This window comes from Prevotella sp. (genome assembly GCF_051059605.1).
Taxonomy (GTDB): domain Bacteria; phylum Bacteroidota; class Bacteroidia; order Bacteroidales; family Bacteroidaceae; genus Prevotella.
In genome coordinates, this window is the sequence record NZ_CP050883.1 from 2,961,000 (window position 1) to 2,976,360 (window position 15,361).

The window sequence follows — 15,361 nt, forward strand, 5'->3', positions numbered from 1 at the left end:
TTTAAAAGGGACAATTATGAAATTAAAATATATTTTAGGATTGGTTCTGACATCAACACTAGCGGTATCTTGTTCAGAGGATACGATGGACAGAATTAATACGGATGAATCTCATCCAGGTGTCGATATCGTAAATGGAAAATTCCAAATCACAGACGCTGAGGTTGCTACTGTATATAGCACTTTGTGTGGTAATTACGCATGGTATGTGTCTTCTTACACAGAACAACTTTTTGGAACAGGTAATAACCAGATGAAGAATGTTGAGGTGCGTGACTTTGGAGAAATGGCAGCAAGTTCAACATTTGGTAATGAATGGAACTCTACATATTTAAATCTCAAAAATCTTATTTCAATAAAAGAAAAATGTGCTGATGGTGGAGTAAATGCTGGAAATTATGACCTGTTGGGAATGGAAGAAACTCTGGAAGCTCTTAATTGGGGTATTCTTACTGACTTGCATGGTGATATTCCTTGCTCAGAAAGCTTTGATGGTACGAAAAAAGCAAAACTTGATAGTCAGAAAGAAATCTATGATAAGATTTTTGCTCTTCTTGATGATGCACAAGTTAATTTTGCTAAAGGGGGTAAACATGTAACAACTCAGGATCTACTTTTTGCAAATGATTTGAAAAAATGGTCTGGACTTGCTCATGCTATTAAGGCTAGATATTTACTTCATACTTATGGTGTTAACAAGAATGTTTTGAGCGATGTTCTTAAAGAGGCTCAGGCTGCAATAACTGCAGGTTTTGATGGAGCAAAACTCGACATCTTTAATGGTAAGACAGCTGATAATGCTTGGTCTGCTTATCATTGGAGTCGTTCTTATATTGGTTCTTCAAAGACAGTTGATGATCTTCTTGTTGATCGTGCAGACCCTCGTGAAGCTCTTTATAATACAAATGGATTTGGAGCAGATAAACCTATTATAGGTCAACCTGGTAATTCAGCTCAAGCAATGATGACTCAAACGGTAAATTATCCTGCATGGTTGGATAACGGAGCTGCATACCTTCATGTGTTCAGTAAATCTGAATTGTATTTTATTATAGCAGAGGTTAAGGCTCGTCTTACTCAAGATGCAAAGGCTGATTTTGAAACTGCAGTAACTGCGTCATTCAATGACTATTTTGTAGCTAGTGGATCTTCAGTTGATGATGCTACGATAACAGACTACCTTAAGTCCATCGAAACTCGTTATGCAGCTAATCCTTTGAAGGAAATTATGGTACAAAAATACATTGCGCAGACTCGCGATGAACAGCTTGAGACATATAATGATATTCGTCGCTGCCGTTATGCTGATGGTGCATACTATGTAACATTAACTAACCCAATGAATATTCAAGCAAATGTGAATCGTTGGCCACTTCGCATGCCTTATGGCGAGAGTGATGTTGTATCTAATCCTAATGTTGCTGCAGCATTTGGTTCTGGTAGCTCTGCTGGTAATTATCTATTTACTGACCCAGTATGGTGGGCAGGTGGTAAATAATAAAAATAAAAAATCTGTAGATAAGATGATTGGTCGCGAGACCAGTCTTATCTCTCTCTGATCTTGGGGCTGACTTTTGTCAGCCCCTTTTTTGTTATCCGAAAATTTGTGTTATCTTTGCATAAGATAAACTCCACTCGACATAACATTCGAACAAGCTTGATGATTCTGCACTCGTTTGTGTTATCTTTGCATAAGATAAACTGCACTCGGCATAACATTCAAGCAAGCTTGATGATTCGCTATTATTTGTGTATATGGAATGTGTCGAAAGGAAATAAGGTAAAAAGATGAAAAAAGTATTATTAATATTGATGTTGTTTGCTTCGCTATTTGTGAATGCTCAAGTTAAGGATGTTATAGGTGACCATTGGGTTGGTACTTGGGCAACTGCGCAACAACCAGTAGTAAAGGCTTATATGCCTTATAACAATAATATGTCAAATCGTTCTGTCAGGCAAATTGTGAAAGTTTCTATTGGCGGGAAATTAATTAGATTGCAAATCAGCAATGAACTTTCTAATGAACCTATAGAGATACGGTCTGTATATATTGCTCATGCTAAAGATTCTTCTGCTGTCGAAGCTAAAACTGCCAAATATTTGAAGTTTGGAAATAAGTATAAGGTAACAATTGCAGCTGGCAAGTCTATTTTCAGTGATGCCTTGGTTTATGACTTAAAACCTTTAGAGCGTTTGTCAATAACGATCAACTATACTTCCGCACCAGTATCCCCGACAGTACATATGGGCTCTCGTACTACAAGTTATATTATGCGTGGTGTGACGAATGCTGATAGTAATTTTTCAAAGGCATTCCGTGAAAACCATTGGTTTAATATTGCCGCAATAGATGTATTTGATTCAACAGGAAAGAGTCTCGCTATTATAGGTAATTCTATTACTGATGGGAAAAATAGCACTGACAATGCGCAAAATCGTTGGCCAGATATTATGTCTGAGACGTTTCACTATAAATATCATATAACTAATTTTGGTGTATTGAATCTCGGAATTGGTAATAATAGGGTGGTTGTTCCTGGAGGATTCGGAGAGTTAGCAAAAAATCGTTTTAACCATGATATATTGGAACAACGTGGCTTAAACGCCGTCATTATTTTCGAAGGTGTAAATGATATTGGTGCTGCGGTCAAAGGTAACAGTGAAGCTGTTGCAATGCAACTCATAGAGTCTTATGATGATATGATTAAGAAGGCTAAGGAAAGAAAACTTAAAGTATACCTTGGTACGATTACTCCTTTTAAGGGTGCAGGATATTATTCTATATTCCATGATGCAGCTCGTGAAACCGTAAATCAATGGATTAGATCACAAAAGGAAAAAGTTGATGGTATTTTAGACTTTGATGAGCTTCTTCGTAATCCTGAAGATCACAGCCGAATGCAAAAGAATTTGCAAAGTGACTGGTTGCATCCTAATGCGGAAGGTTATAAGCTGATGGGCGAATATGCTGCAAGTATAATTAAATGAAAGATTTAATACTCGTATAATTTTATGTGTAGAATCTTCCATTCTCCTACAGATATTCTAGCGTGTCGCCCCTGATGATCTTCATCACCGTTCAGTCTGCGAAGATATTCAATTTTGCCGTCTGTTTTTATTGTAACTTCGTCCACATATCCAATCCCCGAGCGTTTCCCGTTAAATTGTGATGAGTTCTTTCTACTTGAATCATCATCGCGTCCGTTAATGATGAACCCATCTTCGCCAAGTCTTTCTTCTTTGTTTTGTAGAATCTCGTCGTTGTTTTGAAAAGACACGACAATTCCATTCCCTGCGATCAGATAATCATTTTTAGCCAGTTTAATTATTATTCCGCCGCCTTCTTGCCATTCTTGACCATTTGTTGCACGTTTATCCCAAGGTAAAGTGAAATAGTGTCTGCATGTTATTGTGATGTTGTCATCTTTAATTATTCGCTGATTGTCAGTCTTATCAAAAAGAACGCCGTGGATATCTTTTTTGTTTTTATGCGTCATAATAGGATAAAGCTGACGAAGTAGCGAATAACTACCTTGTAAGTTTTCTATTGCTTCTTTTTCAGCAGTGTCAATAGAGAAAGTGCTATATCCCAAAGCATGGTGTTCACCAAAAACATATAAAGCTCTTACTCCGCTATTTGCGCAACATTTACTTTCTGGAATAAATAGACGGTTGTTATTGAAATCGTATTTTTTAGCCCACTCTTTGAAGCCTTCATCGTAGATGTCTGGTGACATCATGTCTATACTTGGTGCATAAGTCTTCCATATCTTACTGAGGTGGGCTAATGGTCCAGCTGATGGATATTCTCCAGGCTTTCGTCCACGACTATTCATGGCTGCATTTACATATAAAGGTATGTTGTGGATTTGTTTTGCATTTTGGGCTAGTCTTTCTACATATTTTGCATAATAGATAGCTTGAAATGCTTCGTCCTCATAAAGTTTGCCTTCTGTATGAAATCCGATTTGATTTAACTCTTTCCGCCATATACCTTTGCTGTATTCCTTGTTTGCTATTTCTGAATAGTCTCTAGCACTTTCAAGCATACCGATCTCATTTTCCACTTGGATCATTATGACAGTCTCCTTCTGTGGATCTATTTTTTTAATATGCCTTATGAGAGAAGTAAATGCTGTGTTATCAGCTTGGAATACATTCTCAGAAAATGCTGATGCAATTTCCATCTTTTTGCCCTTCTCTGTAATTGCCCTCGGAAAGCGTTTTGTGTCTTCCTTAAACCACATCGGTGCATAGCAACTCATAGAATTCTTCCATGCTCCAAACCATAAAAATATAACCTTAATATTGTTTTTTCGTGCAATATTAATGGTTTCATCGATTAGTGAAAAATCAAATGTCCCCTCTGTAGGTTCAATTAAGTCCCATTGTGCAGGTACTAGTACAGTATTAATACCAGTCTTGACGGCCTTAGAAATCGAACTATCAATGTCTGCAATATTCGTTGCTGCAGAATTACTTAGTTCACCACCTAAAATCATTTCCTGTCCAATGCATTGTGCTGTAAAACACGTTAGCATTGTAACCATAATAAATATTATTCTTTTCATAATGGTATTATTGTCTTAACTTGCTGCTAACTGATATTGGCATAAAACTAACACCGGTGAAATCGTATTTTATTGGTTGTTTCGAAAAAGTTTGAAAGTATTTTAGCGTATAGTTACGCCATTCTTTAGCATTGTCTAATTGCACTTGAAGCAACAAGTTTACTTTTGACCAACGTTCTTCATCAACATAAGGTTGAGCGTCTTGCCAAATCTTTTGAAAAGATACAACTTGTTCTATGCCTCTATAATATAGTCCACATAGTTCATCCCACAACGTGTCTCCATTTCTTAATTTGTAATCCCATGGCACATGATGAAACCATAGTAAGTAATCATCTGGACAAGTTTGTAGATTGTCGAACATACTACGGTATGGTTCTCTGTATTGTGATACTGCATTCGTGCCTTTTGAAGATCTGTCAAATCCTACACCATTTTTGTCGGCCTTATGATAATATACAGGGTACCATTCTATTGGATATTCTGCTTTGTATCCGTCTGGCTGTGGCCCGTAATGGTGGTCGAATGCAAATATATGGTGGAGACCTAGAGGCATCATGTAGTCAACGCATGCTTCACGACTTGTTAGCATCATGTCGCCTATAGCATACTCATTAATGTTCTGTCCAAATGTTTGTTGAATCCATTCATGAGCGATTAAATCGGCAGAAAGAGATGGATCCCATGCAAGTCTACCAAATGCATACCAGTTAGCTTGTGAAAAAGGATGTCCACACCAATTAGTATCATCTCCTATATTGCTCACACCTGCTATACCAACAAGGCAGTCTGGAGATACAAAGCTGAAAAATTCTTTCCACATTGTTGCAAGATATACTAGATGTTTGCTTTGTCCTGTATATTCTTGTGTAATTTGGAACTCTGCCATTTGTTTAGTTTGCTTCATATTGTCGAAGATCGGAGCATAGGGTTCACGTGGTTGAAAATCAAGTGGTCCGTTCTTACTCTGAAGTATTACATTGTTACGGAATTTGCCGTCAAGATCTTTGAATTCATTAAGAGCTTGTTTCACTCTGTCTTCGCCTTTGTGCTTTGCGCCATATACAAAACTTCGCCACATAACGATTCCTTTATGAGGGGCTAGTGCATCAGCAAGCATATTTGCACCATCGGCATGAGTGCGTCCGTAATCAAATGGGCCAGGTTGTCCTTCAGAATTAGCTTTTACAAGAAATCCACCGAAGTCAGGAATTAAAGAATATATCTCGTTCACTTTATTAATCCACCAATTTTTAACGGTTACGTCGAGTGGATCTGCAGTCTTAGTATATCCCAAAGCCATTGGTGAACCGAAATTCACAGATAGATAAACTTTTATTCCGTAAGGTCTTATTATATCAGCGATATTTTTTATACTATCAAGATATACTTTAGTTAAAATCTTAGGAGAGGCATTCACGTTGTTTAGTACACTGCCGTTTATTCCAATAGATGCATTTGCTCGTGCATATTCAATAATACGTTTTTCCCAGTCATTGCCTTTTAGTCTAGAAGAGAAGAAAATACTTTTTCCGGCATAACCACGTTCTATGCTTCCGTCGATGTTATCCCAATGATTAAGAATTCGTCGTGAATATTTTGGAGCAGAATACCCTCCTGTATTACTATTTGTACTAAGTTGTTGTATTCTTAGCGCGTCATAAACACCATATAGTAAGCCGATTTCTGAATGAGAGCAAATCGAATCTGCATCATAAATAAATCCGTCATCATTTTTTAAACTTTTGTCAATTACGAGTTTTATGTCTTTGCCATTCCAATATTTCTTTAATTCATCAATGGCAATCAGCATCGTCTTTCCACCTTTCGGTGCAATTACATGAGCTTTGTTTAGCGTCTCATATCTCAACCACAGATTATGCCCGTCTTCCGCCGTTATCGTGGAGCAAATAGCAAAGAATATAAATAACAGTATTGTTTTCTTCATGTTGCAAAATTAATCAATAATTTTATATTATACTTAGTTTATAATATCCTATTCTTTATGTTTCGTCTCAAAATATTCTGATGGGGCTACTCCAAAGTGCTTTTTGAATACAGTTGAAAAATGGGTCTGATTATTAAAGCCTACGGCATAAGCTACCTGAGATATATTGATTTCTCCTTGAATGATCAATTGTGCAGCTTGCTCTAATCGTAGATTTCTTATGAATTCACCGGTGCTTACACCTGTAATTTCTTTCAGCTTACGATGTAGTTGCGCTCTGCTCATACCCACACTTTCGACTAGCTTTTCTACATTAAAGTCTGGATCGCTGATATTTTCGTTTATGCATTTCATCACCTTGTCCATAAGCATAGCGTTGTTACCTTTAACTTCTATTTTTGCCATTTTATCTTCTTGCTCCAATGCACCTGAGAATTTACCCTTAAGTCTTCTGACGTTATCTACCAGATTGTCAATTAGAATATGTAGTTCTTCCATGCTGAATGGTTTAGCAAGAAAAGCATCAGCGCCACGTTTTAATCCTTCAAGACGATTATCAACATCACTCTTTGAGGTAAGAAGTATTACAGGGATATCGCTAATCTTACAGTTTCCTTTTATCTTTTTAAGCATAGTTATACCATCCATTTCAGGCATCATTACATCACTTATAACCAAATTGAATTCTGAAGAAAGTAGTTTGCTTAATCCCTCTCTTCCATTTGACGCATAATCGAACTTATACCATCCGCCAAGTTCGTTCATAATATATGTCGCAATTTCGTGGTCGTCGTCAACGATTAAGATTCTAAAATCTTTATTTGCGCTTTTCTTATGTGTTTGCGATGCAATTTCGTTTACGTAGTCGTTATCGGTTGGTTCTATTTCTTCTGGTTTAAGATGGGCATTTCCAAGTGGAATATTTATTTCCATACATGTGCCCTTTTGCCCATCACATCTATTATATGCCTTTATGTTTCCTCCGTGCATGTTTACCAACGCTTTGCATAAGTTCAAACCTATCCCGGTCCCTGCAAAATGGAAGCCAGTTGTGTTCTTTCCTTGATAGAAGCGATCAAATAATTTTCCTGCATCTTCGTTCTTTATTCCAATCCCAGAATCTGTTACTTTAAGTGTCGCCTTTGAGTTGTCACAAGTTATTAAAACATTTATGGTCCCATTGTCGAAAGTATATTTCATCGCATTTGACATTATATTATTAATAATCTTGTCAAAATTAATTCGATCAATCCATACATTTATCTTTTTCTGCGAAGCTTCCAAAGAAATATTTATGTTTCTTTCTTTTGCATTATATGAATATAAAGCAATTATGTTGCGAGTAAATTCCACTAGGTCAGTCTCATCACAGTGTAACTGCATTTGATTTTTGTCGATTTTCCGTTCGTCAAGAATCTGATTTACCAACAGTAAAAGTCTTTGAGCATTGCGGTCAATGATATTTATTTCTCCTAAGCTGTCAATATCAGTAATCTTACGTTTCAACTTTTCCAATGGACTCATTATCAATGTTAACGGAGAGCGTATGTCATGAGTGGCATCAATGAGAAATCTCATCTTCTGTTCTTCAAGATCAGCCGTTCTACGTCTCTCATAATATCTGAATATGAAATATATAAGTATGATTATCAGTGCGGCATACATTATATATGCCAATGTTGTAGCATACCATGGGGACTCCACAGTGATATCTATTACTTTTGTATTCTTAGAAACAATGCCGTTGCAGCTAGCCCTTACCTCAATCTGATAATTGCCAGGGTTGAGCTTGTTAAAAGGAATGGAGTTTATTCCTTCGTCAGTAGAATTCCATTCACCTCGGTTTATTCGATATTGATAGCATACATCTTCTGCATTTTTATAGTTTAATAGCGAGAATTCAAGAGTAAAACTGTTTTCAGAATATGGGACCGTATATTTGTTCTTGGTATAGTCCATATGTTTGCCATAAATGATGAAATTTGTAAGATGTACATCTCCCATTTCTGTAATGTCACTAATTACGTTGTCAGGATAAAAAGTAGTGATTCCATCCGTGTTTCCAAATCCTATGCGCCCGTCTGTCGATTGCATTACTGCACCTAATGTATATTCATGAGAGCGGAGACCATTTCCATTAATGTGGGCTATGAATTTCTCTGTATGGTGGTCATATTGCCATATCCCCATTGTTGTGCTTACCCAAATGTTATTATGCGAATCTTTTACTATACCGCATATTTGTTTGTTGCTAAGTACTGATGAATGTGGAAATGGTGCTAATTTCTTTAAACCACGATAATATATGTATAGTCCTTCATCTGTTCCTATTATCATATTGCCCCAATCGTCTTCACATAAATAGTTTGCTTGAGAATTGCGCAATATGCAATTCCAACCGTAATTGTCGAAGGTGTAAGATTGGGTGTTAAGGCAAGCAACGCCATTTGAAGTGCCAATCCACAGAAGCCCTTGGCGGTCGAACCTCAAGGATCTAATCCAATCGTTGCATAACATTCCGTGTGGCGACGTCATGCTCATGTCTAGAATCTTAACTTTATGCGTCTTGCTATCATAAATGTATAACCCCTTACTATATACAGATATGTATAATTTGCCCATTCCATCGTCTGTGATGCAGTATATTCCTGCACTGGCAAACTTCATTTCTTGTTTGTAGTTTCCTGTTTCTGGATTGTAACTATATAGAGCGTTTCCTGTACCAACCCAGTAACGTCCCCATGTGTCCTGATAGATTATGCTTGTTCCTGCTGGTGATTTAGGGTGATTGACAATCTTGCCTGCATGATCAAATTTATAAACTCCGCTGTTTTGCACCGTACACAGAATACTTCCATCGTTTCCTGGAGCAAGTGAAGATACGCTGCTTCCAATTGAATAATTTTGATCAGAGAAACTCCAACTATTGAAAGCCATTTTCTGGTTGTTAATTAGAAATAATCCTTTTTTATAACAACCAATCCATATATTTTGGCTCTTGTCTTCATAAATATCATTCACCCATGATGTGCTAAGGTTGAACTTACTGCTGTTGTTGTTTTCAAATGCTGTAAAAGTCCTACTTCCTGCAGGGGCCATTAGTACTCCACATTCTGATGTTCCGATATAAAAATTGCCGCTTTTATCGAATTTCGAACAATTTATCGTGATGTTTCCTTTATATGGTCCGAAATTATATCCAGCATCAGTTATCTTTCCAGTTGTGTAGTCATAGTTTACAATTCCAAACATGCAAACAATCATCATAGAGTTCTTCCAGTCTTGGTAGAAATTTACAGGAGCCCCACATGGTGAATCAAAATAAGTGACTTTTATTTTTCCTTTATATTTACTGAAACGTGTAAATCGGCTTAAATGACTTCCTTGCCAAAGATATCCATGACTGTCTTCGAATATATGTGTGTAGAACATGTTGGAATCTCTTGTGGAATATTGCTTCTCATATTTTATCTTGTCAGTACCTCTTTTAATAGAGTATAGTCCGAATCCTGCAGTACCCATAAGAATGTCACCGTTTCTACTTTCTATCATGTCGTAAATTCTTGGTTTCCTCCCATCAGGGAAATGGTATTGTACGAAGTTGTCGTTTGTAGAATTATAGCGCATAAGCCCCTTTGCACAGCCAATCCATAACCTTCCTTTTTTGTCTACGAGGAAAGATGATATGATATTGTCAGCAATTGAGGTGGTATCTTTGCTGTTATGCAGATAATTAGTGAATTTGTAACCATCAAACTTGCTTAGTCCATATTCCGTACCAATCCACATAAAACCGTATTTGTCTTGAGTAACACAGTTTATGAGACTGCTCGACAATTTTTCTGATGTATAGAGCCTGCTGCTATCTGCCATAACGATTATTGTTATCAACAGACCAAGGAATGTCATAATGTAGTGTATGCGTTTCATGTAGTTATTTATTGGTGTATGTTGCAAATTTAGTGAAAACCAGTTAAAATCAAAAATGTTTCATTCTTAAAATGTGTTTATATGGGAAAAATGATACAAATCAAAATGTTCTCGTTACATTAAACTACTTTGTTTTTTAATGTATTTATTAATTTTGCAAAAATAAAAGTTATAATGGCATGAAAAAAATATTTGGTTTATTGTTATTGATGTTTTTTCTTGTGAATATTCAGGAATCTAATGCACAAGAAAATAAATGGACAGGTTCTTGGGCAACAGCACCTGAGTTCACTGGAAAAGGAGATATGCCTGCAAACAGTCTTTCTAATCGTTCTGTTCGAAATATTATACACATATCTTTTGCAGGTTCGCCAATAAGACTAAAACTGTCTAATGAGTTCAGTTTACAGCCTGTTGAGATAAATTCAGTATTTATAGCTGATGCTCTTGGTGATAGTTGGCAGACCGATATAAAAACGTCTCGTAGTCTAAACTTTTCCGGAAAGAAAAAAGTTACTATTCCTGCAGGAAAAACAGTCTGGTCTGATCCTATAAAATATAATCTAAAATCAGGACAGCGTTTAGCAATAACTGTATGTTATGGTGCCCAAACACCTCAAAATGCTACGTCGCATCGTGGTTCACGCACAACATCTTATATTATAAAAGGAATGGCTAATGCAAAGTCTGATTTCGAAAATTCTGAGAAGGTAGAACATTGGTATAATATTTCTGCAATAGATGTAATGGCTGATAATGTTCCTGTTGTGGCTGTTTTGGGCAATTCAATTACTGATGGTCGTGGCACAACAACAAACAAGCAGAATAGATGGACCGATTTTATGTCGTATTCCTTGAATGCAGAAAGTCCTTACGGAGTTCTTAATCTTGGTATCGGTGGTAACTGCGTACTGCGTGGTGGCATAAGCCAGCCTGCATTGCAGAGGTTTGATAGGGATATACTTTCTCAGAATGGTGTCACCAATCTTATAATCTTTGAGGGAACTAACGATATCGGATGCAGCAATGGAAATAGTGAGCAAGTTGCGGCAGAACTTATTGAAGCTTATAAGACACTTGCAGCAAAAGCAAAGGCGAAAGGTATAAAAGTATATGGGGGAACGATAACACCGTTTAAAGGAAATGGATGGTATAGCCTTTTTCATGAGGCTGCTAGGCAGACTGTCAATGAATGGATAAGAAATAGCAAAGACTTCGATGGAATCGTTGATTTTGATCAATTAGTGCGTGATTCATCTGATATTCACAAGCTACGCTCAGAATATTCTTCAGACTGGTTGCATCTGAATCCTTCAGGATATGAGGTAATGGGGCGTTATGCTGCTGAAATAATAAAAGGAAAATAAATAATATAATAAATGGATACAAATTTGACAAAGCAGGAATCGAAAGGATTTTATAAATTAAGCTGGTTACAGCGTGTTGGTTTCGGTTCCGGAGATTTGGCTCAGAATCTTATATACCAGACTATTGGTATGTATTTATTGCTGTTCTATACTAATGTGTTTGGTCTAGATCCGGCAACTGTTGCGGTAATGTTCTTGATAGTAAGACTTGTTGATGTTCTGTGGGATCCTTTGGTTGGAACATTTGTTGATAAGCATAGTCCGAAATTGGGCAAATATCGTTCTTATCTTGTATTGGGAGGTATACCGCTCTCTGGTTTTGCCATATTATGTTTCTGGAATGGATTTTCTGGTTCATTGATGTATGCTTATATCACTTATGTAGGTATGTCAATGTGCTATACTTTGGTCAATGTACCTTATGGTGCTCTTAATGCTAGTCTGACCCGTGATACAGATGAGATTACAATACTTACTTCTGTAAGAATGTTTATGGCAAACCTTGGTGGACTCGCAGTATCTCTTGGCATTCCAATCATTGTGGCTTTTCTTTCTCCTGATGGTCTTACTAATACAAAGAAAGATGGTGGTGCATGGTTTATTACCATGGCTATTTACGCATTAATTGGAATGGTACTCCTCGTTTTTTGTTTTACTCAGTCACACGAACGTGTTGTCATGGACAAAAAGGAAACAGCAAGTGTAAAGGTTAGTGACCTTTGGGTTGAGTTTGTGCGTAATCGTCCTTTACGAATATTGGCCTTTTTCTATATCACTGCTTTTGCCATGATGGCGATTGGTAACTCTGCTGGAAGTTATTATATGATATACAATGTACAAGGCACACCTACTGAAATGGCTATATTTATGGGGTTGGGCTCTGCTCCAGCATTCATATTTATGCCATTAGTTCCTGCAATAAAGCGAGCTATAGGAAAACGACAGATGTTTTATGTCTTTTTAGGTATAGCAATTTTCGGAATGGGATTGTTGTATGTGGTTTCTATTATTCCAGCATTGCGCAGTCAAATATGGATCGTATATGTTGCTCAGTTTGTCAAGTCTACCGGTGTCATAGTTGCGACTGGCTATATGTGGGCTTTGGTTCCAGAAGTTATTTCTTATGGAGAGTATACTACAGGTCGCCGCATAAGCGGAATTGTTAATGCACTTACTGGTATATTTTATAAAGCAGGCATGGCGCTTGGTGGAGTAGTTCCAGGACTAATCTTGAGCTTTGTTGGCTTTGATAAGTCAAATGCAATCAGTCAGAGTGCTTTTGCACAGCATGGAATATTGTGGCTTGTATGTATTATACCAGCTATGCTTTTGTTGTTAGCAATCTTTATAATCTCGAAATACGAACTTACAGATGAGGTTATCGACAATATAAATATGGAAATAGAAAAACGTAATAACAAAGACTAGATATTATGAAAAAAATTATTTTGGGAGTAGCATGCTTTGCCTTGACTATTAACGTTTTGGCACAGACAATGAAAGAGACAATAGGAAAACATTTCCTTATTGGTGCTGCTGTGAGCACAAGGAACATATATAGTCAGGATCCAAAGGTGAAGAGTGCTATAGTTGATAACTTTAACGCTATAGTTGCTGAAAATTGCATGAAAGGCGAGGCTATTCATCCAGAAGAAAACCGTTATTCATGGGAGGATGCTGATGCTACGGTGAAGTTTGCCGAGGATAATAATATGGTTGTTACTGGTCATTGTCTTGTTTGGCATTCTCAAGCACCTAGGTGGATGTTTAAGGATAATGATGGGAAAACAGTAACTCGTGAAGTATTGATCGATAGACTTTATCATCATATTACAAATGTTGTGAGCCGCTATAAGGGGCGCATAAAAGGATGGGATGTTGTAAACGAGGCTTTTGAGGATGACGGTAGTTATCGTAAAACTCAGTATTATAATATAATAGGTCCTGAGTATTTTGAGTTGGCGTTCAAGTTTGCTCATGAAGCTGATCCTAGTGCTGAACTTTATTATAATGATTATTCTATGTCAAAGCCTGGTAAGCGCGATGCTGTTTGTAGACTTGTACGTGATTTAAAGGCAAAAGGTTGTCGCATCGACGCTGTAGGTATGCAGAGTCATAATGGTACTGATTATCCAAATCTAAATGATTATGAAGCTTCTATTGATTCGTTTGCTGCTTGTGGAGTAAAGGTAATGATGACAGAACTTGATATAAATATGCTTCCAAGTCCACAACATTTCGGAGGTGCTGATATTAGTCAAAGATTTAAATACGATAAGATCCTTAATCCTTATGTAAATGGACTTACGAAGAGTGCTGAAAAGCTTTTCAACGAGCGTTATCTAGCATTCTTCAAGATTTATGCTAAGCATAAAGATCAGATAAGTCGTGTTACCCTATGGGGCGTTAGTGATGCTGATAGCTGGCTTAATGGTTGGCCTGTTCCTGGACGTACGAACTATAGTCTGCTTTTAGACAGAAAATATAATGTGAAACCTGTAGTAAAAGATATAATAAAACTATTTAAATAATGAAATCAAGATATTTATTTCCAAAGGATTATATGGCAGATCCTTCTGCTAATGTTTTCAACGGTCGCCTATATATCTACCCGTCTCATGACTGGGATAGCGGAGAGTGTTTCGATGATGACGGCGGACATTTCCAAATGCAAGACTATCATGTTCTATCTCTTGGCGATGATCCTATGACAGCACCTGTTACAGATCATGGTGTTATACTTGATGTGAAAGACGTGCCTTGGGCAGAGAAGCAGATGTGGGATAATGATGTTGTTGAGAAGAATGGCAAGTATTATCTTATATTCTCCGCTAAGGACTATAACGGAGTCTTTCATTTAGGTGTTGCTGTTTCAGAAACTCCTGAAGGACCGTTTGTGCCTAAAGCTGATCCTATACGTGGCTCATATAGCATAGACCCTTGTGTGTTCAAGGATGAAGACGGTAGCGTGTATTGTTATTTTGGTGGTATTTGGGGCGGACAGCTTCAATGGTATAAGGATAATAAGGCCTTGAAGTGTGAGCATCTCCCTGAAGGGAACGAAGCTCCGTTGCCAAGTCGTGTCGCAAAGATGACAGATGATGTTTTGCAGTTTAGTGAGGCTTCACGACCAGTCCTGATTGTTGACGAAAATGGCAAGCCACTTACAGCAGATAATCCTCATCGTTTCTTTGAGGCTAGTTGGATGCATAAGTATAATGGCAAGTATTATTTTAGTTACAGTACTGGTGATACTCATTATTTATGTTATGCTGTTGGTGATAATCCTTATGGGCCATTTACCTATAAGGGCGTGATACTTGAGCCTGTTGTTGGTTGGACCACACATCATAGTATAGCTGAGTTCAAGGGAAAATGGTATCTGTTTCATCATGACTGTGTTCCAAGCAATGATACAACATGGTTGCGAAGCCTGAAAGTTATTCCGCTTAGTTATGATGAAGAAGGAAATATTATCAAAATGGAAAGTGAATAATCAAAATAATTGAAAAATCGGCAATATTCTTGTCGATTTTTTTTATATT

Annotated in this window: 9 protein-coding genes; 6 read left to right on the plus strand and 3 right to left on the minus strand. The window is 37.2% G+C overall.

Going from position 1 to position 15,361, the window contains the following annotated elements; translation table 11 throughout:
- Positions 1-16 precede the first annotated feature (16 nt).
- Entirely contained in the window at positions 17-1,498 is a 1,482-nt protein-coding gene (locus HEQ28_RS11530) for a SusD/RagB family nutrient-binding outer membrane lipoprotein (protein ID WP_434502569.1), read from the plus strand.
- Between the two features lie 314 nt (positions 1,499-1,812).
- Entirely contained in the window at positions 1,813-2,988 is a 1,176-nt protein-coding gene (locus tag HEQ28_RS11535; RefSeq protein WP_434504459.1) for a GDSL-type esterase/lipase family protein, read from the plus strand.
- Between the two features lie 5 nt (positions 2,989-2,993).
- Here the strand turns inward: HEQ28_RS11535 and HEQ28_RS11540 are convergent, their stop codons facing one another.
- Genes HEQ28_RS11540 through HEQ28_RS11550 form a run of 3 tightly spaced genes read right to left on the minus strand, consistent with a single transcriptional unit; the run spans position 2,994 to position 10,449 of the window.
- On the minus strand, positions 2,994-4,571 hold the full coding sequence (locus tag HEQ28_RS11540; protein WP_434502571.1) for a DUF5597 domain-containing protein: 1,578 nt from the start codon (positions 4,569-4,571) through the stop codon (positions 2,994-2,996).
- Between the two features lie 7 nt (positions 4,572-4,578).
- On the minus strand, positions 4,579-6,519 hold the full coding sequence (locus HEQ28_RS11545; RefSeq protein WP_434502573.1) for an alpha-glucuronidase: 1,941 nt from the start codon (positions 6,517-6,519) through the stop codon (positions 4,579-4,581).
- Positions 6,520-6,567: 48 nt separating this feature from the next.
- Positions 6,568-10,449, minus strand: coding sequence for a hybrid sensor histidine kinase/response regulator transcription factor (locus HEQ28_RS11550; RefSeq protein ID WP_434502575.1), 3,882 nt, complete (start codon positions 10,447-10,449; stop codon positions 6,568-6,570).
- 179 nt (positions 10,450-10,628) lie between these two features.
- Between HEQ28_RS11550 and HEQ28_RS11555 the strand changes: the two genes are divergently transcribed.
- From HEQ28_RS11555 to HEQ28_RS11570, 4 genes are read left to right on the plus strand one after another with little or no spacing between them, the layout of a single operon-like run.
- Positions 10,629-11,816 carry an SGNH/GDSL hydrolase family protein gene (locus tag HEQ28_RS11555; RefSeq protein WP_434502577.1) on the plus strand — a complete coding sequence of 396 codons (1,188 nt, stop codon included), beginning with the start codon at positions 10,629-10,631 and terminating at the stop codon, positions 11,814-11,816.
- Positions 11,817-11,828: 12 nt separating this feature from the next.
- Positions 11,829-13,244, plus strand: coding sequence for an MFS transporter (locus HEQ28_RS11560; protein ID WP_434502579.1), 1,416 nt, complete (start codon positions 11,829-11,831; stop codon positions 13,242-13,244).
- A gap of 5 nt (positions 13,245-13,249) precedes the next feature.
- Positions 13,250-14,347 (plus strand): endo-1,4-beta-xylanase, encoded by a 1,098-nt coding sequence (locus HEQ28_RS11565; protein WP_434502581.1) that lies wholly within the window; start codon positions 13,250-13,252, stop codon positions 14,345-14,347.
- Positions 14,347-15,312, plus strand: coding sequence for a glycoside hydrolase family 43 protein (locus HEQ28_RS11570; protein WP_434502583.1), 966 nt, complete (start codon positions 14,347-14,349; stop codon positions 15,310-15,312). Before HEQ28_RS11565 ends, HEQ28_RS11570 begins: the two co-directional genes overlap by 1 nt.
- Positions 15,313-15,361 lie beyond the last annotated feature (49 nt).

What these genes read in the sequence shown, in the direction of transcription:
- HEQ28_RS11530 (WP_434502569.1), top strand. Translation starts at nt 17, where the DNA reads ATGAAATTAAAATATATTTTAGGATTGGTTCTGACATCAACACTAGCG.
- HEQ28_RS11535 (WP_434504459.1), top strand. Translation starts at nt 1,813, where the DNA reads ATGTTGTTTGCTTCGCTATTTGTGAATGCTCAAGTTAAGGATGTTATA.
- HEQ28_RS11545 (WP_434502573.1), bottom strand. Translation starts at nt 6,519, where the DNA reads ATGAAGAAAACAATACTGTTATTTATATTCTTTGCTATTTGCTCCACG.
- HEQ28_RS11555 (WP_434502577.1), top strand. Translation starts at nt 10,629, where the DNA reads ATGAAAAAAATATTTGGTTTATTGTTATTGATGTTTTTTCTTGTGAAT.
- HEQ28_RS11540 (WP_434502571.1), bottom strand. Translation starts at nt 4,571, where the DNA reads ATGAAAAGAATAATATTTATTATGGTTACAATGCTAACGTGTTTTACA.
- HEQ28_RS11560 (WP_434502579.1), top strand. Translation starts at nt 11,829, where the DNA reads ATGGATACAAATTTGACAAAGCAGGAATCGAAAGGATTTTATAAATTA.
- HEQ28_RS11565 (WP_434502581.1), top strand. Translation starts at nt 13,250, where the DNA reads ATGAAAAAAATTATTTTGGGAGTAGCATGCTTTGCCTTGACTATTAAC.
- HEQ28_RS11550 (WP_434502575.1), bottom strand. Translation starts at nt 10,449, where the DNA reads ATGAAACGCATACACTACATTATGACATTCCTTGGTCTGTTGATAACA.
- HEQ28_RS11570 (WP_434502583.1), top strand. Translation starts at nt 14,347, where the DNA reads ATGAAATCAAGATATTTATTTCCAAAGGATTATATGGCAGATCCTTCT.